General features: G+C 68.5%; 17 protein-coding genes and 1 pseudogene. 6 read left to right on the forward strand and 12 right to left on the reverse strand.

Annotated elements, in window-relative coordinates; all coding sequences use genetic code 11:
- Nucleotides 1–69: 69 nt before the first annotated feature.
- The 3 genes from OH804_RS05315 to OH804_RS05325 form a co-directional block, all read right to left on the reverse strand.
- On the reverse strand, nucleotides 70–3,129 hold the full coding sequence (locus OH804_RS05315) for an immunoglobulin-like domain-containing protein (RefSeq protein WP_406063217.1): 3,060 nt from the start codon (nucleotides 3,127–3,129) through the stop codon (nucleotides 70–72).
- A 411-nt stretch (nucleotides 3,130–3,540) separates the two neighbouring features.
- Nucleotides 3,541–4,656: a hypothetical protein gene (locus OH804_RS05320; protein WP_406063219.1), complete on the reverse strand. Its 1,116-nt coding sequence runs from the start codon at nucleotides 4,654–4,656 to the stop codon at nucleotides 3,541–3,543.
- 247 nt (nucleotides 4,657–4,903) lie between these two features.
- Nucleotides 4,904–5,704 (reverse strand): helix-turn-helix transcriptional regulator, encoded by an 801-nt coding sequence (locus OH804_RS05325; protein ID WP_406063221.1) that lies wholly within the window; start codon nucleotides 5,702–5,704, stop codon nucleotides 4,904–4,906.
- 122 nt (nucleotides 5,705–5,826) lie between these two features.
- Here OH804_RS05325 and OH804_RS05330 point away from each other — a divergent pair, with 122 nt between their 5' ends.
- The gene (locus OH804_RS05330; RefSeq protein ID WP_406063222.1) at nucleotides 5,827–6,276 is read left to right on the forward strand and encodes a VOC family protein; all 450 of its coding nucleotides are present in this window, start codon (nucleotides 5,827–5,829) and stop codon (nucleotides 6,274–6,276) included.
- Nucleotides 6,277–6,428: 152 nt separating this feature from the next.
- A complete protein-coding gene (locus tag OH804_RS05335) occupies nucleotides 6,429–9,125 on the forward strand; it encodes an AAA family ATPase (protein WP_406063224.1) in 2,697 nt (898 codons plus the stop codon).
- Between the two features lie 68 nt (nucleotides 9,126–9,193).
- Here OH804_RS05335 and OH804_RS05340 read toward each other — a convergent pair whose 3' ends face one another.
- The 6 genes and pseudogenes from OH804_RS05340 to OH804_RS05365 form a co-directional block, all read right to left on the reverse strand.
- Nucleotides 9,194–9,829: an SRPBCC family protein gene (locus OH804_RS05340; RefSeq protein WP_406063226.1), complete on the reverse strand. Its 636-nt coding sequence runs from the start codon at nucleotides 9,827–9,829 to the stop codon at nucleotides 9,194–9,196.
- A complete protein-coding gene (locus OH804_RS05345; protein WP_406063228.1) occupies nucleotides 9,826–10,311 on the reverse strand; it encodes an SRPBCC family protein in 486 nt (161 codons plus the stop codon). The genes OH804_RS05340 and OH804_RS05345 overlap by 4 nt, the downstream gene beginning before the upstream one ends.
- Before the next feature lie 709 nt (nucleotides 10,312–11,020).
- Nucleotides 11,021–13,906, reverse strand: coding sequence for a glycosyl hydrolase family 95 catalytic domain-containing protein (locus tag OH804_RS05350; protein ID WP_406063230.1), 2,886 nt, complete (start codon nucleotides 13,904–13,906; stop codon nucleotides 11,021–11,023).
- Between the two features lie 40 nt (nucleotides 13,907–13,946).
- A complete protein-coding gene (locus OH804_RS05355; RefSeq protein WP_406063232.1) occupies nucleotides 13,947–14,147 on the reverse strand; it encodes a hypothetical protein in 201 nt (66 codons plus the stop codon).
- Between the two features lie 411 nt (nucleotides 14,148–14,558).
- A pseudogene (locus OH804_RS05360) lies at nucleotides 14,559–14,759 on the reverse strand (VOC family protein); the annotation flags it as partial.
- Nucleotides 14,760–14,799: 40 nt separating this feature from the next.
- The gene (locus OH804_RS05365; RefSeq protein ID WP_372433016.1) at nucleotides 14,800–15,432 is read right to left on the reverse strand and encodes a CatB-related O-acetyltransferase; all 633 of its coding nucleotides are present in this window, start codon (nucleotides 15,430–15,432) and stop codon (nucleotides 14,800–14,802) included.
- A gap of 105 nt (nucleotides 15,433–15,537) precedes the next feature.
- Between OH804_RS05365 and OH804_RS05370 the strand changes: the two genes are divergently transcribed.
- The 3 genes from OH804_RS05370 (at nucleotide 15,538) to OH804_RS05380 (ending at nucleotide 17,629) form a co-directional block, all read left to right on the forward strand.
- Entirely contained in the window at nucleotides 15,538–16,116 is a 579-nt protein-coding gene (locus tag OH804_RS05370) for a TetR/AcrR family transcriptional regulator (RefSeq protein ID WP_196924166.1), read from the forward strand.
- 250 nt (nucleotides 16,117–16,366) lie between these two features.
- Nucleotides 16,367–17,077 carry an SDR family oxidoreductase gene (locus OH804_RS05375; RefSeq protein WP_196924165.1) on the forward strand — a complete coding sequence of 237 codons (711 nt, stop codon included), beginning with the start codon at nucleotides 16,367–16,369 and terminating at the stop codon, nucleotides 17,075–17,077.
- A 240-nt stretch (nucleotides 17,078–17,317) separates the two neighbouring features.
- Nucleotides 17,318–17,629 carry a pyridoxamine 5'-phosphate oxidase family protein gene (locus tag OH804_RS05380; RefSeq protein ID WP_196924164.1) on the forward strand — a complete coding sequence of 104 codons (312 nt, stop codon included), beginning with the start codon at nucleotides 17,318–17,320 and terminating at the stop codon, nucleotides 17,627–17,629.
- 17 nt (nucleotides 17,630–17,646) lie between these two features.
- On the opposite strand, the gene OH804_RS05385 is transcribed toward OH804_RS05380, so the two are convergent.
- Nucleotides 17,647–18,612: an ABC transporter substrate-binding protein gene (locus tag OH804_RS05385; RefSeq protein WP_196924163.1), complete on the reverse strand. Its 966-nt coding sequence runs from the start codon at nucleotides 18,610–18,612 to the stop codon at nucleotides 17,647–17,649.
- Nucleotides 18,613–19,125: 513 nt separating this feature from the next.
- The gene (locus OH804_RS05390; RefSeq protein WP_196924161.1) at nucleotides 19,126–20,103 is read right to left on the reverse strand and encodes a LuxR C-terminal-related transcriptional regulator; all 978 of its coding nucleotides are present in this window, start codon (nucleotides 20,101–20,103) and stop codon (nucleotides 19,126–19,128) included.
- Nucleotides 20,104–20,291: 188 nt separating this feature from the next.
- On the opposite strand from OH804_RS05390, the gene OH804_RS05395 reads away from it, so the two are divergent.
- Nucleotides 20,292–21,326 (forward strand): NAD(P)-dependent oxidoreductase, encoded by a 1,035-nt coding sequence (locus tag OH804_RS05395; protein WP_196924160.1) that lies wholly within the window; start codon nucleotides 20,292–20,294, stop codon nucleotides 21,324–21,326.
- 14 nt (nucleotides 21,327–21,340) lie between these two features.
- Here the strand turns inward: OH804_RS05395 and OH804_RS05400 are convergent, their stop codons facing one another.
- Nucleotides 21,341–22,732, reverse strand: a complete 1,392-nt coding sequence (locus tag OH804_RS05400; protein WP_196924159.1) for an MFS transporter — start codon at nucleotides 22,730–22,732, stop codon at nucleotides 21,341–21,343.
- Nucleotides 22,733–22,779: the final 47 nt, after the last annotated feature.

Below are 22,779 nucleotides of genomic sequence, written 5' to 3' on the forward strand. Positions count from 1 at the left end.
GCCGTGCAGTAGGAGCGGGCGAGATCAACAGATCTCGCCCGCTCCTACTTGTGCCGCATCTCAGCACGCCTAGGGGTGCCTATGCGGCTTCCGCACCGTCAGCTTCTGGTAATTGGCGGCGTGGGGCTGGTAGGTCGGGTTGCCGGAGTAGGCAACGTGGACCCGGTAGGCCCCGGGCTGCAGATCGGCGGTCGGCAGTTCGACGACGGCCTTACCGTCCGCCAGTGGCACGACGTGCACGGTGCCGCCGAAGGTGACGGTGACCTCGCCGGTCGGGGTCGGAGCGTGGTGCTTGTGCCCGCCCGCCGGTCCAACAGTCACGTTCAATCTGAACGTGCCCCCGCGGACAACCGATGCCGGCGCGGCTTTCGCCTGGACCTTGACGGCGGCCGGGCCGGAGGGCACCCCGAACGAAGCCGTACCCACCGACGCCTTCAAATAGTCGAAGCCGAGGTACTCGGCCTTGACCGTCCGGGCACCCGCGGGCAGACCTGTCGGCAGCGTGACCGTGGCTGCGCCGTCGCTCAGGCGGGCGAGCTTCGACCACGAGCCGATGCTGAGCCGCACCTGACCGCCGGTCTCGAACCCGTCAGCTGCCGTGACTGTCACGGTGGCCGTGGTCGTCTGGGCGCCGCCCGCGTACGGCTCGACAGCCACCTCGGTGGTGGTCGTGACGTCGCTGTTCGGGATTCCGCGGATATCGTTCCACTCGCGAACGGTCAGCGGGATCACGGTGCCGTGACGCGGACGGACGACACCCGCGTTGGTCATCGTGATCGCCTTGGCGTTCCAGGTCGGGGCCTCGACGTTCTCGTGACACGCGGCCTGGTAACCCCCACCGTTCGTGTACCGGTCACCCCAGAGGTAGAACTGGCCGGGGCAGGAGGTGTCACCGGGGTTCGCCTTGAAGATGACCGGCCCCTCGTACCCCTGGTTGGCGACCCACGTCGTGCGCCCCAGAGCCGGCGCGACCAACGTCCAGTTGTCGATGTTGCTGTCCAGGAAGTCGGTGTGCTTCTCCGAGAAGATGTCCGAGCCCTGGTTGCCAGCCTCGTTCTTGGTCACCCGGTAGTAGTGGTCACCGACCCGGATCGCGGTCGTGTCGATCCGCGACAGCGGGGCCGGATCCTGCCAGACCTGGGGAGCGGAGAACGTCTGGAAGTCTCGCGTCGTGGCATACCACATCTGCGCGTTCCCCTGACCGGTGCGGTTCACGGGGTCGCTCCACAGCGACTGCGCCCAGAACACGACGTAGGCGCCGATTTCCTCGACCCACAGCGACTCTGGTGCGAAGGCGTTCCCCGCGTTGCCGGGCGCGACCTTCACGTGCCGCTGAGGGGTCCAGTTCACAAGGTCGTGTGATTCGAACACCTCGATGTACTGGGTGTCGTTGATGGCGTATCCACCCTGGTCGTACCAGTTCAGGTCGGTGGCGATCATGTAGAACGTGTCGCCGTCAGGTGAGCGGACGATGTGCGGGTCACGAAGCCCCTGGTCACCCAGTTGGGAGATGAGTGACGGCCGACCTCCGGTCAGACCGGTCCAGTCCAGGGCGGTGTTTCCGTTGGATGTGGCGAACATGATCTGCTCGCCGTCGGCAATTCCCTCGCCCTTGAAGTACCCCATGAAGTACCGCTCGTACTCCTCGGAACGTGGCATGGCGGTGATGGTCACCGGGAACGACTTCTTCCGCGAGGCCGTACCCTTGGTGATGGTCGCCGTCAGGGTGGCGGCAACATTCTCATGGCCGAAGGCCGGGCGGGTTACCTCACCCGTCGGGGTGACGAGGCTTGTGGTCGACCTCCAGGTGATCGTGGATCCGAACTCGCCCCTGGCAGCGAGGTCGAGGTTTCCACGTACGTCATCGGTAGCGTCCAGGGTCAGGTCGGAGGCGTCACGGTCGGCCGCCTGCCCATCGTCGAACTCGGCCTTCACCACGACGGGGATCTCCCGTGTGGTGACCTCCTCGGCACCCTTGCGGACAGTCGCCGTGAGCATGACTGTCGCGTCGGGCTGCCCCTGGGCGGGCCGGGTGATCCTGCCGGTCACCGCAACCTTGCGTGCGCTGGCGAGGGCGGGCGGGGTGTAGACCTCGACGACCGACGGGTCCGAACTACTCCAGGTGATGGCCGAGCCCGCCACGGAACCCACCTTGGGCAGAACGACATCTCGTACGACCGCACTGGTCAGGCCGAGGTCGATGGCCGCGGCGTCGGCGCGAACGCCATCGGAGACGGTCTTCTCCGCCAGGACGAGTGTCTCGTCGAGACTCACTGCCCGGTCGTACACGCGGAAGTCCCGGATTGTTCCGCGGAACGAGTAGTGGCCCGACGTCTGCGAGCGACCGAGGAAGTTGCAGTTGGTCCCCGCAGCGTTCACCGACGGCGCCGTGGTCAGGTCAGTCGACGTCGCGTGCAGCACGCCGTCGAGGTAGAGCCTGCCGGTCCAGCTCGTGCCGTTCGAGTTCAGTGACTGGGTGTAGGTGACATGGGTCCACGCTCCCTCGAGCATACGGACCCGGTTCTGTTGGAGGTTCGCCGGACCCACCGCGACCCGGAACCGCTGCGTGTTCGACGCGAAGATGGAGCCCTCGGCGCCGGTGTCGACGTCGCACGACCCGGACTTACGGCCAAAGCCCCACATCTGGTGCTCGCCGACGTTTGCTGGGTCGACCCACACGTCATAGTCGACGGTGAGGTTGGACATACCGGCGGTAATGTCGTTCGGCAGTGCCACGTATGCGCCGTCGCGGGCGCCCTGGTAGGAGTCGGGGTTGAACCTGACTCCTTCGCCGGTCAAGGCCGCCTTCTCGGGATTCACGAGCGTGGCGTTCGCCGCCGCGCCCGCGCTACCCGAGTTGACCAACGTCGTCCCACTGGTCTCGTCGAGGGCGAAGTGGTGGACCAGACCCTCGTTGAGCTGCTCCTCGGCAGCGTGCGACGGCGTCGCCGCGAACGAGACCGAAAGAAGCACACCCAGTGCCAGGACCGCGACACCTCTACTCTTGCGACTCAGCCCGAGACGTGGCCTTCGCTGTCGCAGTCTCAACTGATCCTCCTTGATCGGGGTGGGGTTCTCTCTAAGGTGGACGGAACTGTTAACGCTAACTACGGTGTGCTGCCAGGTCAACGCAGTGCGTTGCGGCCCAAGGGTCACGGAGCCCCGAGGTGGATGTGCCCACCGGTCGGCCTGTCGGGGTTCAGATGGCGATGCGGTACGCCAGTTGTCCCGGATCCCTTGCCGGACCGGGCCGTACGCGGGCCAGGAGGCTAGCCATCAGTGGTGGAGGCCGGACCGGCCGGGCGTCCAGAACGCCGCTACCTCGCCGACCCGATCCTCTAGTGGCTGGCCGATCAGTCTCCGCGCCCGAAGTGCTCACAGATGCCGGACGGAGACGGGTCTTTGACCTCCGGTGATGGAGCTCGAGCGGTGCGGCGTGACCTCCTAGTAGAGGTCGAAGTGGTCAGGCCTGTTGTTCCGGAATGGCTGGCGCCGGCAGGAAAGCGCGGACGTGCTCCCCGCCGGCCTTTTCTCCGGACGCTACTCGTCGTTCACGGTGAACGCTCGAAGCCCAAGGCTTGGTGCCAGCGCTTCGACAAGCCAGGTAACACGGTGATCACCAGCGGCCAGCCCAGCGCGAGCGACCGTGCACCAGTCGTCGCGATCGAGCAGGGAAAGATAGCCGCTCAGAACGCGCTCTCGTCCGCCCTCGGGCCAAGCTATTCGTTGCGCCGCTGGGTGATGTAAATGCTCAGCCAGTTGCGCGGCGATGACGAAACGCTCTACCGACGGCTCTAGGCGGCCGGCGTGTTCGCAGTGGGCCTCTAGAACGGCGGAGGCGGGCGGGTAGTGCTCGAGCGTGATGCCCGTGCCGCCGCTGTCAGCCATGATGGTCAGCAGCAGGCCGGTGTGATCGACCAACTCGCTGTCCGGATTCGCTGCGGTGATCGCCTCATGTAGGTGCGCCGCAGTGGCGACCGTTCCGGCGAAGTAGCGGTTGAGGTAGTCGCCATCACAGGCGCGTCGCAGCATCCACGGCCGCGCTGCGGTGCTGCCGATCGTGCACAGGGACTCCACGACATAGACCCGTCCCCAGCCCGTGACCCGCTCGGCCAGCCACAGCAGTGCCTCCGAGCCGCCGCACCACGACCGCCGTTCGAGCGCGCGGGCGGCCAGTGGGCCGAAGTGGTTCGACAACAACCCGATCGTCTTGATCAACTCGATGTCGTCGTCATCCCATACGGTGGTCAGCAACGCCAGACCAACAGTTGCAGCGCAGCGATCGGTCGCGTGCTGGACAAGCCAGCGACCGGTCGCTCGGACACGTTCGGCGTCCACTCGACAGGCAGCAGCCGCGATGTGTTCGTTGGGATGGATCGGAACATAGAGGTCATGGAACGCCCCGGCAAGATCGCCTGGAACGGTGGACCGATCGGCGAAATGCCTGTCCAAAACGCTGGCGACATCAGCACCGCTGCGGCGCCGATCCTCCGGCTCTCGAGGACGGGACTTCCGACCTCGGTGCTGTCCATCATCCGGATACGGCTCACCGTCACGGAGAAGAGGCACGTCGGGATCCGCGCGATGCATCCGCAATGCATGATCAAATAACGACAAGTTGGGTCCGAGCAGTCCAGGCTCGGGTGTCACGCTCACCAGCGGACGGAGGACTCGATTCTTTCGATCATGCCCAGATCATGCCAGGCACTTCAGCCGACCAGCAACCGAGCCCCGCCCCGCGTCGGTAGAAATTGCCTGTTCGGGCCGGGGTAGGCTGGCCGGCGTCCGATCCGCCGCTACCTCTCGGGATTTACATGCGGACGGGGTCAACGCGGACGCGGTGATGGGCGAGTTCGGACGCCGCCTATTGCCTGAGCGGCCTCCAGGTCCGGATCCGGTCCCGTCAACCCAGTCGATCCAGCTTCTCGCGAGCGGTGGTGTCGGGCCGAGGCGTGAGGACCACGAGGCGCAGGTCGGTGTTCTGGGTGGTCAGGACGTTGGCGTCCAGCGGGATGGCGCCCACGTCCGGGTGTACGGCGGTCTTGTGCGCGCTCTCGTGATGGGCCACCGCGCGGAGGGCCCAGAGGTGGCAGAACCTGTCGTTCCCGGCCATGCGCGAGATCAGTGCCGCCACGTCGGGATCGTTTGGATAGCGGGCGCTGGTCGCGCGCAGGTCTGCCACCAACGACTGCTCGAAGTAGGCGCGCTCGGTGTCGGTCTGGCGGACTCGGGGGTTTCGGGATTCGAACTGGACGATCAAGGCGTTGCGATCGTCGGCGGTGGCGCCGGCGGGGTCGCCGAAGACGGCTGCGAACAGCCGGTTCCAGTGCAGCAGCCGCCACACGGCGTCGTAGACGGCCACCGGGGTGTCGTCGAGGTGGTCGATGACGCGGTGCAGGCTGGTGGGGATCAGGTGGGGTATCCGGTCCGGGGTCGCGGCGAAGCCGGCAAGGCGCATCAGGTGCGCCTCCTCGTCGTCGGAGAGTCGTAGCGCGCGGGCCAGGGAGGTGCACACCTGCGCCGATGGTGTGGCGGCCCGGCCTTGTTCGAGGCGTGCCACGTATTCGGGGGAGATGCCGGCCAGTGCTGCCAGCTCACCGCGCCGTAGCCCGGCGACGCGGCGAGGTGATGCGTTCGTGAGGCCGACCGCGGCCGGATCCATGCGATCCCGCCAGGCCCGCAGCGCGGCTCCGAGGTCATTCATGAACCCCATGATCCGCCATCGGCCCGGGGAGCTGGGTGGTACCAGCGGTACGCGGATGAGCTGTGCCTTCCACAGTGGTGGTTCCGCCCTCGAAGATGGGGATCATGAGCAGAGTGACAAGGATGCATCACATCGGAGTGCCGGTAAGCGATTTGGCGCGGTCGGTGAGGTGGTACGAGGATGTCCTCGGCATCGCGCCGAACGGCGTGACGATCTCGGCGACGAACCCGGCGATCGGTGCGGTTGTCGAGGTCGAGAACGCGTCGATGCGGGCATCCTTCGCGTTGGCCGGTGACAACGTCCTGCTGGAACTCATCCAGTACGACAGCCCGCAGCCGAGGCCCTTCACCGGGCGCAACTGTGACGTTGGGGTGATGCACCTGTGTTTCGAGGTCGACGACCTCGACGCGGCGCACCGCGACCTGGTAGAGCGGGGGGTGCACGTCAACGCCGATCCGGTCGTGCTCCAGGACGGCGATGGCGTCGAAGCGGGGGCGCTGGCCGGGACGAAGATCCTCTACCTACGTGACCCCGACGGCATCCAGCTGGAACTGTTCGAGTTGCCCTCGTAGGAGCGCCGACTCCGAACCCGGCGGCCGCCCCCGGTGAGCTGTCGACCCCATCGGTGCACTGCTGTGGATACCATCGTTCGGGCCGCTACCGACACCGCCGTGGGCACCGCACCGACCCCCACCACCATTCGTCCGGCGACATGCAGAAGTTGATGACAGACAACACATCCGGATCTTTCGTCGCTCGAGAGGCGGAGCTGGGTGAGATTGCCTCGGTGACGGCAGCCGCGGCGCGGGGCCGTGGCGGGGCGATGCTCGTTCTCGGTGACGCGGGGATCGGCAAGTCGACGCTCATCGGTGAGGCCGCTTCGCGGCTCGACGGATGGCAGGTGCTGCGGGCCGGTGGTGTCGAGTTCGAGAGCGAACTGCCCTACTCGGCCCTGCACCAGTTGTGCGCGCCCGTGCTCGACCACCGCGCTGGGCTCCCCGTACCGCAGCGGAGCGCGCTCGACGCGGTGTTCGGGCTGCACGCCGGGGTCAGGCCGACCCCGATGCTTGTCGGGCTGGCCGTCCTGGGCCTGCTGAGTGCCGTAGGCCGGCGCAGGCCGGTGTTCTGCGCGGTCGACGACGTGCAGTGGATCGACGCCGGCTCGCGGCTGGTACTGGCCTTCGTCGCGGCACGCGTGGCTGTGGAGCCGGTCGCCATGGTGTTCGCTGCCCGCGACGCCGCCTCGGTGTCGGAGTTCGGTCGCCTACCCGCCCTCACTCTCACCGGGCTCTCCGATTCGGAAGCCCTCACCCTGCTGCGGTATCGGGCACCCTTCGGCCACGAGGCAGCGATCGTGCAACGGATCCTCGCCGAAGCAGCCGGCAACCCTCTTGCCCTGGTGGAGTTCGCCCGCGACGCCGGACCGTTCGGGCTACCCGGGGACGCCGGGCACCGCGCCGTGGAGCACCGGTTCGTGAGTCGGTTCCTGCGGCTGCCGGCACCCACGCGCTCGGTTCTGGCGCTGGCCGCGGCGGAGCCGACAGGTGACCTCGTTCTGCTGCGGCGTGCGATGGCGATCCAGGGGCTGGACGCCGTGGACCTGACCGCGGCCGAGGACAGCGGCCTGTTGGTGACCTGGCCCCGGGTGCACTTCCGGCATCCGTTGGCGCGTTCCGCGGTGTACCTGTCGACTGGCGCCGGGGCGCGACGGCAGGCACACGCGGCGCTCGCCGCCGGTACCGACGTCGACGTCGACCCCGACCGTCGCGCCTGGCACCAGGCGAACGCGCTTACCGGCCCGGATGAGGAGACCGCGGCCGAGCTGGAGCGTTCGGCCGGGCGGGCACAGCGCCGCGGCGGACTCGCGGCCGTGGCCGCGTTCCTCGAGCGCGCGGCTCGACTGACACCTGGCCGGTCGCGGCAGGCCCGCCGGTTGTTGGCCGCGGCCCGGGCGCGGTTGGGTTCGGGGGCGCCTTCTGCCGCCCGGGAGTTGGTGGACGAGGCCGAGCGTCTCCAGCCGGACCCCGTCGACCGCCGGGCCGCGCGACTGCTGCGCGCGACGATCGACTATCACGTGGCGCGCAGTATTCCGGCGACGATCGCGCTCATCGAGGCGGCCGACGGCGTGGGGCCCGACGAGGTCCGCGAGACCTACCTGGAGGCGTTCGCATCGCTCATGTTCAGCGTCGACGAGCCGGGGAGGTTGCGGCGGCTCGCCCTGCACATCCGGGAACGGGTGCCCCAGCGTCAGCCGCCACGCCCGGTCGACCTGCTGCTGCAGGCGTTGGTCGAGCAGAACCTCCGCCCGGTGGACGAGGCGATGCCCCTGATGCGCCGCACGGTCGACGCCTTCCGGGACCACGCCCGCACGTCCGACGCGGATCCGTGGTGGATGGAACGCGCCTGCGTGCTGAGCGTCGACCTCGGTGACAGCGACGCCATGGAGGAGATCGCCGACCGTCAGGTGGATCTCGCCCGGGCACAGGGCGCCTACGCGATCCTTCCCCATGCGTTGCGCTTCCAGGCGGCAGCCCGGACGATCGTGGGCCGCTTCGCCGACGCGCAGGTCTGCATCATCGAGGCGCGTGCGGTCGACGAGGCCGCCGGGACATCCAACCTCGTCGGGTCCGACCTGATGCTTGCCGCCTGGAGCGGGGACGTCGACCGGTACCGCGAGATCCGGGAGAAGCTGCGCGGCTGGGTGGGGGTGAACTTCACCGCGCTGCACTACGCGGAGAGCGTGCTGTGCAACGGCAGCGGCGATCATCAGGCCGCGCTCGACGCGTTGCTGCTCGTGCGGGACCAGCACCGGCGCGGCGCGTACGCCGTCACCGCCTTCCACCACGAGCTGGTCGAGGCAGCCGCGTACCTCGGACGTCCCGAAGAAGCCAAGGAATCGGCTGACTGGATCGGGGATGTCGCACGGGTCAACCCGAACGCGTGGACGACGGGCGCGCATCTGCTGGCGTGTGCGCTGCTCGACCCGGGGCTCGGCGCGCAGGACCACTATCGTGCCGCGATCAGCCGGTTCGCCGGGAGCAGGATGCGGGTCCACTACGCGCGTGCCCGACTGCTCTACGGACAGTGGCTGCGACGGGTCGGCCGTCGCGCCGAGGCACGGGTGGAACTGCGCGCCGCGCACGAACTGCTCTCCACCATCGGCGCGCGCGGGTTCGCCGGCCGCGCCGCCCGCGAACTGGATGCCATCGGCGAGCCGACCCTGACCGACGACGCCGATCCGCTCGCGGGGCTGACCGCACGGGAACTACTCGTCGCCCGCAAGGTCGCCTCCGGCGCAGGCACCAAGGAGGTCGCCGCGCTGCTGTTCGTCAGCCCGCGAACGATCGACGCCCACCTGCGCAACCTCTACCGCAAACTGGGCATCACCTCACGCCGGCAGCTACGAGAACTACTCCGCTGACGGAGCCGGGCCGACCGAGCGACGAAAGGGCCCCGCCGGTACGAGACCGGCGGGGCCCTTGGGTCACGTCAGCGCCGGGCCCGATCACACTCCCGTTCGGCACGTGTCTTCAGCTCCGTCAGCCACGTCTCCAGGCCCGCCCCGAGAGCCACGGTGGAGAAACCGACGTCCTGCTCCACCTGGTCACCGCGCCACGTCTCCTCGGTACGCACGAGAACCCGGCCGCCGATCTCGGTGAAGGTCCACACGTGCACCCCCTCGTCGATGCGCAGACCCGCACCGACCGCCGGACCGTCCCACCGAAGACACCTCTGGTGCTGAAGCTGCCGGACGGTGGACGTGACGACGAGGGTCGTGGCGGGATTCAGCGCGGTCTCGAGGACCGGTGTCGTCCATCGAAACGACGATCCGGGACGCAGTGGTCCACGATCGAGCCGCTTGCTGGAGGAGACCGGCTTCTGCCACGACGGCCAGCGTTCCACGTCGGTCTGGATCTTCCAGACGGTCCGCAGTGGAGCGTCGATCGTCGTCTCCGTCCGATAGCGAATCTTCGCCGCGGTGTCGACAGTCCTTCCCGCACATCGCACCGTCGCGTGGTCGGAGCCGACATCGCGCCTGACCTCGGCCCGAGCCGGCGCACCTGCGGTGCCCACGAGGCCGGCCACGACCACTGCCGTCGCGACGGCAAAAACTCGATTCTTCACGAGGCGGTCACCGCCTCGGCGGTGCCCTTGAGTCGTTCCAGCCACATGGCGAGGGTCGTGTCGAGGCCCTCCTGGAAAGGCCCAGGGTCGGCATCGACAGGCGGGCCGGCGAAGGACTCCTCGGTCGACACCTCCACACCGTCGCCGGCCGGAGTGACCGCCCAGACGTGGACGCCGAGGACCCCGTCCGGTCCGTCACCGTATCCCCGCCACACGAGGCGTTCCCGCGGTCGTACCTGAACGATCGTCGACTCGATCTCCATGCCCGCGGCCGACCAGCGGAACACGGAGCCCGGGGCGAGCGGACCGGGTGTTTCCACGCGTGCGTACGGGATTTCTGGCAGCCAGGTTGTCCATGCGTCGATGTCGGTGAGGATCCGCCACACGGCTTCCGCCGACGCGGTCACCGTGACGCTGTGGCGGCTGACCACCGGGGCCGACACGTCAATGCCGGCCTCGTCGGTGTCCGTAATGTTCTCCATCGTGAAGCCTCTCTGCGGTCACTGACCATCGGATCGCCGGGCATGAGAGCGAGCCGCTAGATCCACACCCGGCAGATGCGATCGTGCCAAGACGGCAACCGCTACACATCGGCAAGAACTACCTAGTTCGCGGTACGTGGGCCGGCCACGGTGAAGGGTGCGCTCCACGACCCACCGGCGTGGGTGGACCGCAAAGCCGCGCTGGTCGGCGGGTTTGCGGACGATCTCCAGCCTGGTGCGCAGGGTCTCACGGGTCCGTCTGCCACGGCGGCAGGTCGGCGGGCAGGTACCGCCACGGGCACCCCGACCGCACCACGTAAAGGGCCGGAGGCACGCCACTCACGGCGCCTCGCGCTATTCCCTATACAACCGAAGAAGGTCCTGGAAACAAGGTCTGCTACTGCCGCATGCCCTGGGGTACGACGATGGAATTCATCACCACTCCGGACCGCATGCCCTATCATGACCAGACGGATGTACGCAGGTGGCAGGACGAGGACTGAGCAGGGACCTCCACGGACCGGACTCACTGTGCGACACACCCGGCCGACCCACATACCAAACGCGCTCTGACCCACCCGGCGTGGCGGCGCTTGGCGTGGCACAGGTACTGGCGGCCGTCGACGGGGTCGAAGACTGGCGGGCGCCGGCCGGAAGTCTGGCGGCCCATTGCCGGAGCCGCTGCGACCGGTGCCTCTGACCGCCTGTCTCAGGCATCAAGGATTTGCCATTCCTGGCTGATCTCGCCGCTGACCGGTTGCTGGACCGCCCTGGCGCCGTCTGCAGTGGAGCCGCCTTCGACCCCGACACACCAACCATTACCCACGTTGACGAACCGGTAGTATCCGCTGGTCGTCGCCGGGACGAGATTCCACCACTGGTTGCGTCCGCCATTGTCGGCCCATTGAACGAGTCCCGCGCCCTGGCCCGAGCCACCTGGACTGTCCAGGACCTTCCCGCTTTTGACACCGGACAGCCGGAACGAGCCATCGGTGTTGGGCAGCAGCCGCCACTGCTGGTTGGTCGCGCCAGTCCACGGCCACTGGATGACAGCCGCCCCGTCCGTGGTGGAGCCACCGTTGACGTCCAGCACCTTGGCGCTGCGCCGGTTGACCAGTCGAACGACGCCGCCGGTGGCGGGCAGACCTACGACAACCTGTATCTGTTGCCCGGCCGTCAACGAGATCACCCGGGCGTGCGGGCCGAGCGGCGAGGGGGTGACCGTCGCGGACGTGGTGATGGATGCCATCCCGCGCCGGCTGAGGAGGGTGATCGCCTGGGTGATCGTCGAGGTGAGTACCACGGTTACCGAACGGCCAGGAAGATCCCAGGAGAGGCTGTGGATGCGGACCTGGTTGCGTCCACGGACGCCGGTGATGGTGCCCCTGGCGAGCTGACCGGGCACGGCGGGCAGCAGTTCGATGACGCCGGGCCTTGTGTACACAAGCGCTTCGCTGAGCACGGCCGGCAGCGTGTTGGCCGCATCGGCGTTGTAGGTCTCCAGATTCGGGTTGTGTGCCGTCATCAGCGACCGGAAGATCATGTTGTTGCCGATGATCTTCCGGAGATTGCTGTAGACGCCGGCGCCGTCCTTGAGCCGGGCGGAGGCGAGGGCTCGATGCAGGCTGCCGTGCGCCGAGGTGTTCTCGTCACCGCGTAGCGCCAGGGCCCTGAGCGCGGCGGTGACCAGACCGGGCGCCTCCTCGGGATTGATCTCGTGCAGGGGCCACGCGCCGTACAGGTGATGGACGTGCCGATGGTTGTAGCGGTCTGTGAGTCCCGGCCAGGACCATTCGGCGAGGGCGCCGCTGCCGTTGACGGTGTACGGCGGTAGCTTCGCCAGCAGGGCCGTCCAGCGTGCGACGCCTTGGCCGGCGCCCTGTTCGACACCGAGCGCGTTGGCGGCCTCGACGGCCGCCCGCAGGGCGTGTCTGCCGGCCTGGATGTCGCCGGTGGCGTTGATCGCCAGCAGGACGTTCGTGCTGGCCGGCGAGTTCTCCATCGAGAACGACGGCACGAACACCACACGGCCGGCCGAGTCGGTGCGGGTCAGGAAGTCCTCGTAGAACAGCGCCAGCTCCATCAGCGCCGGTCCCAGCTTCTCAGCCAGGAACGTCCGGTCCCCGGTGACCTGGTAATACTCCAGCAGCGGGTAGAGCAACCAGTCCGCGCCACCGGTCCAGCACTGGCCGGGGAAGCCGGGGTCGAAGTGCAGCATGTACCCGTACTCGCCGTCGGTTCGCGATGGGGCCAGGAAGCCGCGGGCGCCGTACAGGTTGCGAGCGTTCGTGCGCCAGTGGGCGAGCTGACCGAGGATCAGGTTGAAATAGCCCTGCATGGCATCGGTGAGGTCGAGAATGTTGCCGCCGGCGACCTGCAGGTTGATGTTGGCATCGGTGGTGAAATCGTCGGCCCAGGCGCCATTCCATGTGCCGGCCCAGATTCCGGTCAACCGCGGCGGCAGCACGCCGCTGGAGCTGATGAACAGGTAACGGCCGCTGTCGTAGAGCCGTTCCAGCAGGGCCACATCGATGGTGTTGCGGTTGGCGTTCTGCCGGGCGATCAGCTCGGTGGTCGGCAGCTGCCGGTCGACGGCGGACACGTTCAGGTCCAGGCGGGAGCGGTCGTACATCGCCGAGTGAAGGGCCACATGCCGCGTCCGTAGCTCGGCATAGTCGGCGCGCACCGCGGCCAGCGCCGCGTGCAACGGCCTGCTGTCCCAGGCCGTGGGGGACTCGTACCGATCGAGTTTGGTCAGCAGGAGGAGCCTGGTTGCCGCGGTGACGACGATGCTCGACCCGTTCGCGGCTACCGTGCCACCGGTGGCGACGACCCGGGTGACGCCCTCGAAGCCGAACGCGCCCTGCCCGGACGGGTAGGTGCCTCGCAGGTTCAGGTAGCCAGAACCGTCAATGACGCTGGCCAGGGTGGTGAAACGGACCGAGCCGGGGACACCGGCGAGGGAAGTGTTGGCGCTCAGCGTCGCGTCGATCGATCGGCCGGATGCCGGGGTCAGTTCGTGTACGACGACGTTGTCGGCTCGGGAGGCGAAGGCGCGGCGGGTCCAGGTGCCGTTGCTGTCGGTCCAGGTGGAGGTGACCTCCCCGGTCCGGAAGTCGGTGATGCGGGCGTACCCGTTGGCGGTGGTCATGCCGGGGGTGCTGATCTGCAACTCGAAGCCGGGGTGGTAGGTCTGGGTCCAGCGCAGGCTCCAGCCGGCCGCGAAGTCCGTGTTGGCTCCGCCGTAGTTTCCGGCCAGCGCCTTGTCTCGTACGCCGGCCAGCCGCCCTGAGATTACTGGCGGGGTCACGCCCCGGCTGCCGTTGGGCATCACGAAGCGATGGTGATTGAAGATCACCTTTTCGAGGGTCGGCGTTCCGTACAGGACGGCGCCGTACTCGCCGTTGCCGGTGAGGAACCCGTCCGTCCAGGTTGTCGCCGCGGTCGCGTCGTAGATCCCGCGCTCGGGCAGGATGACCTGAGGCGCAGCGGCGGCGCCCCGTCCGGCGCCCACGGCCGGGATCAGGGCCGCCGAGCCGGCGGTCAGGGCGGCGGTGGCGAGCAGGCGCCTACGGCTCACGGGCAGGTCCGTCATCAGGAGTTCCTCTCGACACCGAGGCTGAAGGGGTTGTGCGTCATATCGTCCGGCGCCCGCAGCCCGTCGGGTCTGGGCTACGGACAACGGTTCTGCATGTTCGAATCGATTCGGCAAGAAAACCGCCGTAGTTGGCCCGGTCGTAGTCGGTGCCCTGCAGGCTGTCGCCCGGCGCGGCCAGGGCCGGCTCGGGGGTCGCCAGGGTCAGGCCGGCCAGCGTCAGAGGCAGGCTGAGCGCCACGGTCGCGGCCAGTCCTCTGGCCGACGCCGACGGTCGGCCGCCGCAGCGGACGTTCGTATGGTGCACGGCAACCTCCTGTGACTCACCCGGCAGCCTCACGACTTCGGGTCAAGGCTTGGCCGCTGACGGTGGTCGAATCGATTCGACGGCCGGCCGGCGTCGTCGGTCATCCGGGAGGGTGAACACGGCCGACACGTAGATGTGATTAACCAGCAACATGGGCACTGAGTCAAGGATTTAGGCTCGTCTATCTTGCATCGAAGCCTGAATTTCTATCAATCCCGACAAAATCCGCAGCAAAGGTAGGATGAAAGGCCCATGATGTGGTTGCACGCGGGCCGCGAGACAGCTCTCAAACTGCTCGTGGAGACATCGCGTGACGTGGCCGGCGATCGGCGGGACGGCTGTCTGCTACGGCGCGATGCTACGCAGAACGCAGAACTCGTTGTCTTCCGGATCAGCCAGCACGACCCAACTCTGCCTGCCCTGACCGATGTCGACTCGCCTGGCGCCGAGATCGATCAGCCGCTCGACCTCCTCGTCCTGGCTCACGTCGATCGGCATGACGTCAAGATGGAGCCGATTCTTCGTGACCTTGTCCTCCGGGACCCTGATGACGGGCCGGCACCCACAATGGTCACATCGGTGTGCTTCATGCGCACCTGTCCAGGTCGTCGATGCTGCCGGACATGATCGTGCGGACGTGCTCGGTGATGCGCTCGAACGGCCAGTCCCACCAAGCTACGGCGAGGAGCCGGTCGATGTCGGCGTCGCTGTAGCGGCGGCGTAGCAGCCGGGCCGGGTTGCCGCCGACGATGCCGTAGTCGGGGACGTCGTCGACCACGACGGCGCCCGACGCGATGATTGCTCCATGGCCGATATGGACACCCGGCATCACCATGGCTCGGTAGCCCAGCCAGACGTCGTTGCCCACGACGGTGTCGCCTCGCCCCGGCAGACCGGTGATGAGGTCGAAGTGCTCGGCCCAGGAACCACCCATGATCGGGAAGGGGAACGTCGACGGGCCGTCGAGGCGGTGGTTTGCGCCGTTCATTATGAACCGCACGCCTTCGCCCAGTGCACAGAACTTACCGATGACGAGCTTCTCGGGCCCGTAGTGGTAGAGCACGTTGCGAGTCTCGAACGCGGTTGGATCATCCGGGTCGTCGTAGTAGGAGAACTCTCCGGCTTCGATCAGTGGCGAGGTGATCAGCGGTTTCAGCAGCACCACCCGCGGTTGGTCCGGCATCGGGTGCAGCGCGGTGGGGTCGGCGGGAACGGGCATCGCAGTCTCTCCTCGTCGGAACGGCACGGGCCGTGCCGATAGGATCATGCCGGGGAGGCCTCTCCGAGTCAAGTACGGCACGTGCCGTACCGTTAAGGTGTCGGAATGACCGACGCACCCCGCCGCCGTGGCGCCGAGCGAACCGAAGCCATCATGCTGACCACGCTGGAGCTGGGCCGGGAGATCGGCTACGCCAGGCTGAGCATCGAAGCGGTCGCGGCCCGCGCCGGCGTCGGAAAGCACACGATCTACCGCCGCTGGTCATCCAAAGGAGCCTTGCTACTCGACTCGCTGCTGTCGCTGAACGAGTCCAGCCTGGACTATCCCGACACCGGCGACATCGCCGCTGATCTGCGGGCGCAGATCTACGCGGCCGTGGACCTGCTCGGTGGGCCGCCCTTCGGCCCGCTGTTCCAGGCCTTGGTAGGCGAGGCCCAGCATGATCGCCAGGTCGCCGTCACGCTGAACGAGCGCTTTATCGCCCCGCAGGCGGACAAGACCGTCGCCCGGCTCAAGGCGGCCCGCGACCAGGGTCAGGTGGCACCCGACTTCGACCTGGAACTGGCGATGGCGATCCTGTCTGGGCCGCTGTACTTCCAACTGCTGATCACTCAGGAACCGCTGACCCACGAGTATGTGGACCGGGTCCTCGACGCACTCTTCGCCGGGCTGCGGCCTTCCTGATCCGCGCTGGTCAGGTGATCGGGTCGCCGTTGAGGGCGGTGGCCTGTGTGTATGGGCGGTGGCGCCGATCGCCCCGGCGTTGCGGGCGATCTCGCGGGCCAGCGTCCGCGCCCCGGCCTCGCCCCCGGTGTCCCGGCCAGCACGCGCGCGAACACTGACCCGCGTCTGGGTCGCCGGACCCTCGATCCGCACAGTGACTTACTTCGCAATACTTGCCTCTAACGCCAACGTTAGGTTTTAGCCTGGCGGCATGCAGATCAACGGCAAGAAAGCCCTCGTAACAGGCGCCAACCGTGGGCTCGGCAAGGCCTTTGCCGAGGCTCTCCTCGCCCGCGGCGCCACCACCGTCTACGCCACCGCCCGCCGCCCTGACCGCATCAACATCCCTGGCGTCGTCGCCCTCCAGCTGGACATCACCGACCCGACATCCGTCGACGCCGCGGCGGCCGAGGTGGGCGACCTTGATGTTCTCATCAACAATGCTGGCATCTCCACAAACGCGCCCCTGCTCGGGCCCTCTACGGAAAACGTCCGCCGCGAATTCGACACCAACTTCTGGGGCACCCTCAACGTCACCCGCGCCTTCGCCCCCAGGCTTGCCGGGGGCGCCATTCTCAACGTCATCTCAGCCCTGAGCTGGTACGCCTTCGCCCCCGCCAGCAACGGCTACGCCGCCTCCAAGGCTGCGGAGTGGTCTCTCACCAACGGCATCAGGCTCGAGCTGGCCGACCAGAAAACCCAGGTCACCGCCTTGGCCCTGGCCATAGCCGACACCGACATGATGGCCGCCTACGACATCCCTAAACTCCCACCCCACGAGGTGGTCACCATGGCACTGGACGGCTTGGAAGCGGGCAAGCTGGAAGTCATCGCCGACAGTCCCACCGCCAACGTCAAGGCCTCGCTCTCCCGCGATCCCGCCCTCTTCTACGCCGACATCCCCGCCGCCCTCTTCGGCTGACCATCCTCACGGCAAGCCCCGCCAGCCGCAGGCGTTCCTGAAGATCATTCGACGGACCTTACCCAAACCCGACCGGTTGGCGGGGCACGTCAATCCCGTGAGCCGGCAACAGCGCCGACAGCCGCCGGTGCGGATCCTCCCAGCGTTGTCTGACGACTGCCCCCCGTGCGTTCCCGCCGGGAATGAACACTTTGGTGGACCCGAAGGCGTCAGCGCTGGCGCTCCCGCGGCGAGATCCGGATGTTGACCTACGCCACCTCCCAGAAGGTGGCCAACCTACGCCGCGATCCCCGCGTGGTGTGCCTGGCCGAGGACGGCGACGACTACTCCAAGCTGCGGGCGGTCCAGCTGACCGGGACGATGGAGCTGATCACCGATCCGTTGTGGATCGCCGACGTCGTGATGCGCCTGCGGATGAAGTACGAGCGGATCCCGGTCGATGACCCGGCTGCCGCCACGCGCGCCGCCCTGGACGGCGTCGCGAAGCAAATCGGCCTGCGGGTCCGCGTCGACCGGGTCGTCTCCTGGGATCACCGCAAGCTGCGCCGTTGACGGCACCGCCCGGCCGGTCAGCGTGGCCAGCTCGCGTCGATGGCGCGCAGGGTCGTGTCGAGATCCTGCCGGCCGGCGATCCACGCGGTGGTCTCGCGCCAGAAGGATCCGGCGCCGACCGCGGGCGGCATGGAGTCCGAGCCGTCGAACCGGAAGGTCCGCACACGGTTCAGGATCTGCGCATGGGTCGCGTCGACCGGATGCGCGTAATCGCCCGGGCTCACGTCGGTGAAGGCCGAGAGGGTGCCGCCCTCGTGCGCCCGCGACTGACGGAACCAGTCGGCAGTCGTCATCAGCCGGGCGGTCTCCCGCACCGCCGGCCGGTCCTGGACCAGCGCCAGGATGTCGCCGCCGATGACCGCCCGGCTGCCGTCGGCCGCGCCGGAGCCGGCCGGGGCCGGGAACGGGAAGACGTCGTAGTCGCTGCCGGCCTTCGTGCCCTCCGGAAAGGAGCCCACGATGAAGCTGCTCTGCTTGTTCAGCCAGCATCCGGGCGGGGACTGGAACATCGGCTTGAGCGCCTCGGGAAAGGTGGTCGACACGATGTGGCCGCGTCCGCCGAGCGCGTTGCCGTCGGCGAGAGCGACCTGCTCGAACATCGTGAACGCCCGCTTGATCTCGGGCGCGGTGAACGGCAGCTCGCCGGCCACCCAGCGGTCGTAGACCTCCGGTCCGGCGGTCCGCAGGACCAGGTCCTCGATCCAGTCCGTGGTCATCCACCCGGTCGCCCCACCGTCGGCGATGCCGATGCACCAGGGCGCCGCCTTCTGCTCGTCGCGGATGCGCGCAGTGAGGGCCAGCATCTGCTCCCAGGTGGCCGGCGCCTGGTACGCCGCCTTACGGAACGCCTGGGGCGGGTACCAGACCAGGCCCTTGAGGTTGAGCGAGAGCAGCACGCCGTGGAGGTTCCCGCCGATCACCCCGTTGTCGATGAGTCCCGGGCGCATCCGGCGGCCGAGCTCGTCGCGGTCGAAGAGGCCCATCTCCTCCAGATCCTTGACGTCGCCCTTCTCGGCGAACTGCGACAGCAGTGCGGGCTGGGCAGCAGCAGCAGGTCGGGCGGGTCGGCCGAGCGTAGGCGTTCGGGGGCCTCGTTCTCGAAGTCGCTGGAGGTCACGTATGTGACGTGGATGCCGCTCGTCTTGGCCCACTGGTCAAAGTGTCTCTGCATGTACTTCTTGTGATCGGAGGTCGCACCGAGGATGGTGACGGTCTCCGGCGGGCCGGTCTTCGCGCTGCCGTCCGGTTCTTGTTCGCTGCATCCGGCGGCCGCGGCCAGCAGCACCGCCAGGGCGTAGATCCCGGCGCGATGACGCAACATCGTTGTCCTACCTCCTGTGACAGCCTGGGCGGGGACCACGACAGCAACCACATCGTTGCCCTTCGGTGGCCATTTCTGCCGGACCGTGCCCGGCGCGGAGGGCGGCAAACCGACCCCGCGGTGGCCACGGCCGGACAATCCCCGCGATGACCGGTTCCTGCCCGGCTACCCGGCGCTACAGCCAGCCCCGCTGTGCCGCCTGGACACCGGCCTGGAATCGGCTGGCAGCGCCGAGCCTGTCGAGCAGCAGGGAGACATGGCGCCGGACGGTCCGCACCGAGATCCCCATACTGCGCGCCGCCGACTCGTCGGTGACACCGAGCGCCAGCAGTTGCAGCAGCCTGCGGTCACTGTCGCTGAGCCCACCACCGGCCGACGCCGTATGGTCCGGGCCGCCGAGCCGCTGGGAGTGTGCCCAGCAGGACTCGAAGAGGGCCGCCAGCGTTTCGGAGACGGCGGGGTCGATGACGATGACGGTCTCGAGACGGCCTTCGTGGCCGGTCGTGAGCACGGCGGTGACCCGGTCGACGACGATCGCCGTGGCAGCCACATCGGCTGCCGTCCGAACCTGACCGCCCTCGCTGACCAACTCGCCCACGTACGCCAGGTCGTCCTGATGCACCAGCCGGCCGTGGGGATAGAGCGCCCGGATCGCCACGCCTCGGCGCAGCGCACAGCGGTCCAGGTCGGCAGAGGCGCCGGTGAGCCCGTGCACGGCGGGGCGGTGGCTCTGCAGGGCGACGATCTCACGGCTGGCGCCGCGGACCAGCTCGTCAAGCTTGGCCTGGCGCAGCGGCCAGCTGCGGATGCGCTGCCCCGGGCCGCCGCCGTCACCGGTCAGCTGCGCCGCCATCATCGCGGAGAGGTGTACGCGCGCTCGCATGGCGTTCGCACGCTGACGGGCCGCGGCGGCCTCGATGTCGGCGAGCCGCTGGGCGAGCACGACGTCGGGCACGACCGGCGCGAGCTGCCCGAGGCGCCGAGGATCGTCGACCAGCAGACCCTCCCGGATCAGCGCCGCCCGGCTGGCGAGTACGGCGTCCTCTTTCTCACCGAGGTGCCGGGCGACCTGCGCCGCTGTCCATGACGGGTTCCGCAGCCAGGTTTCGTACGCCTCCTGGTCGATCGTCGTCAGTCCCAGTGCTTCGAGCATCGATACCCCGATCGTCGATGTTGTCGGCCGGGTCCGCGAGCCCGTGCCGGTGACCCGCTGCAGGTGGGTGCCAAAAGGGGTGGCGGCATCGGCATGCCAGCCGATCGGCGTTTGACCGAAGCCGGCCCGGAAACCGGACCGGTGAGCAAAATTCGACGTACGTCGATACTTTCGGAAGGGGAGCGTCCATGACGAGTGCGCAGGAACCGCCCGACGACGAGATCACCGCGGAACTCGAGCGGTACTCCCGGGTAGCGGTCACCGGAGGATCCGGATTCGTCGGCCGTCATCTGGTTTCGGCCCTGGCCGCGCGGCACGGGGATGTGGTCGCCCTTGACGTGGCACCCCCGCCCGTACCGCATCCGCGCCGCACCCAGACCCGCCATGTGGACCTGCGCGACGCCCAGGCCGTCGAGGCCGCCGTCGCCGATGCCGACCTGGTCATCCATCTGGCCGGGAACGCCAGCGGAACGGTCTCGGTCGAGCGGCCCCGCTTCGACTTCGAGACCAACGCGGTGGCGACTTTCAATCTCTGTGAAGCGCTGACGAAATCGGGCGTCGCCCGGCTCGTCTACCTCTCCTCGGCGATGGTGTACGGCGTCCCGCAGGTGGCTCCCTTGCCGGAGACGCACCCCGTTGCCCCCTTTCTGCCGTACGCGTCGTCGAAACTGGCCGGCGAACACGCGGTGATCGGCTTCTGCCACGCCTTCGGCCTCGAGGCCACCATCGGCCGGGCCTTTACGCTGTACGGCCCGGGGGAGAAGCCGCAGATCGCCGGCGGCGAGGTGTCCCAGTTCCTGCGCTGGCACCTGCGGGGCCGGCCGATCCACGCCGCCGGTGACCCGGACCGCAAGACCCGCGACTTCTGCCACGTCGAGGACCTGGTCCAAGGCCTGCTCCTACTCGCGGTGCGGGGCCGCAGTGGGGAGGTCTACAACATCGGCTCCGGCACCGAGACGTCTCTGCGGGAGCTCGCCCACGTCATCGAGACCGTGACCGGCGAACCCGCCCGGCTGGTCAGCGACGGAACGGTCACTGAGGACACGTACCGCATGGTTGCCGACATCACCAAGCTGGGTGGGCTTGGCTACCGTCCTCGCATACCCCTGCTGGACGGCGTCCGGAACCTCGCCGACGCGCTGGGCGACCGGCCCGAGTTGCCCGGCGTGGACACCATCTTCCGCGCGGAGCAGCGCCTCGCCGCCAGTTCCGGTCGGGCCTGACCAGCACCCCGCCCTCATGCCCGGTGCTCCGGGTCCCGCGCCGGAGCACCGGGCATGATGAGCAGAGTCGTGAGGACCGACGCACCGACGACCACGGCCCCGATGAACTGCGTGGAGCTGTATCCGGAGCCGGCACCGATCATGGTGAGGTAGACGGCGACCGAGATCGCACCGCCGACGTGCGTGGTCGACTCGAACAGCGCGGAGGCGAGCCCGCGATCCTCCGGCGCGGCGTCGCCGATGCACTCTCGGGTCAGCCCCACGTAGATGGGGCCCGCGCTCAGTCCCCAGAGGACCAGGTACACCACCAGCACGGTCAGGGACCCGGCGGTGCCGAACGCCACCAGGGCCAACGTGATCGAACACAGCAGGAGAGCCAGCGCCACGACGCGGCGGGAGCCGTAACGCCGTACCAGCCGGCCGGCCGGAGCGGCACTGATCACGGCGCCGAGCAGCACCGGAGCCAGCGCGATGCCGGCCTGCGCCGCGGACAACGAGTACACGTCCTGCAACTGCAGGCTGCCCACGACCACGACCGCGGCGTACGCCGCCGAATGCGCACCGAATGCCAGGCAGCTGGCCACCAGCCGGCGGGACCGCACCACCGACGGCTTGATGATCGGGTTGCGAACCCGCCGCTCCCACCACACCAGCGCGTTCAGCATCAGCACGCCAGCCAGGACCGGCGACACCGTCGCCAGTCCTGGCCCGTGCTCACCGATCCGGGTGGCTCCGTAGATCACGGCGAGCAGCCCACCGGTGACCAACGCCGCCCCGGTGACGTCGAGCCGCTCCTGCCGGCTGCCGGACGGCTCGTCGGCCGGCAGCAACAACAGCCCAGCCACCACGGCGAGCGCCGCAGCCGGGACAACGACGATGAACACCCACCGCCAGCCGAGGTACGAAGTGATCACGCCGCCGAGGACCGCCCCGGCCATGCCGGCCGTGTTCGCCGCGGCCGCCACCACGGAGAACACCCGGCTGCGCCACGGCTCATCAGGAAAGAGGGTGGCAGCCGACGCCAGCGCCGCGGGAATGGCGAACGCCGCCCCGAGGCCCTGCATCACCCGGCCCACCAGCAGGAGCGCCAGCGTGCCCGCCACCCCGGAGAGCAGCAGCCCGGTCCCGGTCAGCGCGAGACTGGCGACGATCACCCGGCGCCGGCCCCAGACGTCGCAGACGCGGCCGCCGAGGACGAGGAAGCCACCGATGGTCAGCGAGTAGAGGGTCACCACCCACTGCAGCTGCGCGGGCGGGACTCTGAACTCCGCGCCGATGTCCGGCAGCGCCGTGGCGACGGCGAGGCTGTCGAACAGCACCAGGAACATAGCGCCGGCAAGCACCAGAGCGGTGGGCCAGCCATGCCTCACCGGCCGCGCCGCGGGCGCCATCGTCTGCGATTCCATCAGTCCTCCGTGCTCGCCGTATGACCGTCCTCGCCCTCATCCCCGGC

This window comes from Micromonospora sp. NBC_00860, from assembly GCF_045207375.1.
GTDB lineage: Bacteria > Actinomycetota > Actinomycetes > Mycobacteriales > Micromonosporaceae > Micromonospora > Micromonospora vinacea.

Bases quoted from the DNA above. Each gene is read 5' to 3' on its own strand.
- OH804_RS05325 (WP_406063221.1), bottom strand. From the start codon at position 5,704: ATGAATGACCTCGGAGCCGCGCTGCGGGCCTGGCGGGATCGCATGGAT.
- OH804_RS05330 (WP_406063222.1), top strand. From the start codon at position 5,827: ATGCATCACATCGGAGTGCCGGTAAGCGATTTGGCGCGGTCGGTGAGG.
- OH804_RS05335 (WP_406063224.1), top strand. From the start codon at position 6,429: ATGACAGACAACACATCCGGATCTTTCGTCGCTCGAGAGGCGGAGCTG.
- OH804_RS05345 (WP_406063228.1), bottom strand. From the start codon at position 10,311: ATGGAGAACATTACGGACACCGACGAGGCCGGCATTGACGTGTCGGCC.
- OH804_RS05350 (WP_406063230.1), bottom strand. From the start codon at position 13,906: ATGACGGACCTGCCCGTGAGCCGTAGGCGCCTGCTCGCCACCGCCGCC.
- OH804_RS05365 (WP_372433016.1), bottom strand. From the start codon at position 15,432: ATGCCCGTTCCCGCCGACCCCACCGCGCTGCACCCGATGCCGGACCAA.
- OH804_RS05370 (WP_196924166.1), top strand. From the start codon at position 15,538: ATGACCGACGCACCCCGCCGCCGTGGCGCCGAGCGAACCGAAGCCATC.
- OH804_RS05375 (WP_196924165.1), top strand. From the start codon at position 16,367: ATGCAGATCAACGGCAAGAAAGCCCTCGTAACAGGCGCCAACCGTGGG.
- OH804_RS05380 (WP_196924164.1), top strand. From the start codon at position 17,318: ATGTTGACCTACGCCACCTCCCAGAAGGTGGCCAACCTACGCCGCGAT.
- OH804_RS05385 (WP_196924163.1), bottom strand. From the start codon at position 18,612: ATGGGCCTCTTCGACCGCGACGAGCTCGGCCGCCGGATGCGCCCGGGA.
- OH804_RS05390 (WP_196924161.1), bottom strand. From the start codon at position 20,103: ATGCTCGAAGCACTGGGACTGACGACGATCGACCAGGAGGCGTACGAA.
- OH804_RS05395 (WP_196924160.1), top strand. From the start codon at position 20,292: ATGACGAGTGCGCAGGAACCGCCCGACGACGAGATCACCGCGGAACTC.
- OH804_RS05400 (WP_196924159.1), bottom strand. From the start codon at position 22,732: ATGGAATCGCAGACGATGGCGCCCGCGGCGCGGCCGGTGAGGCATGGC.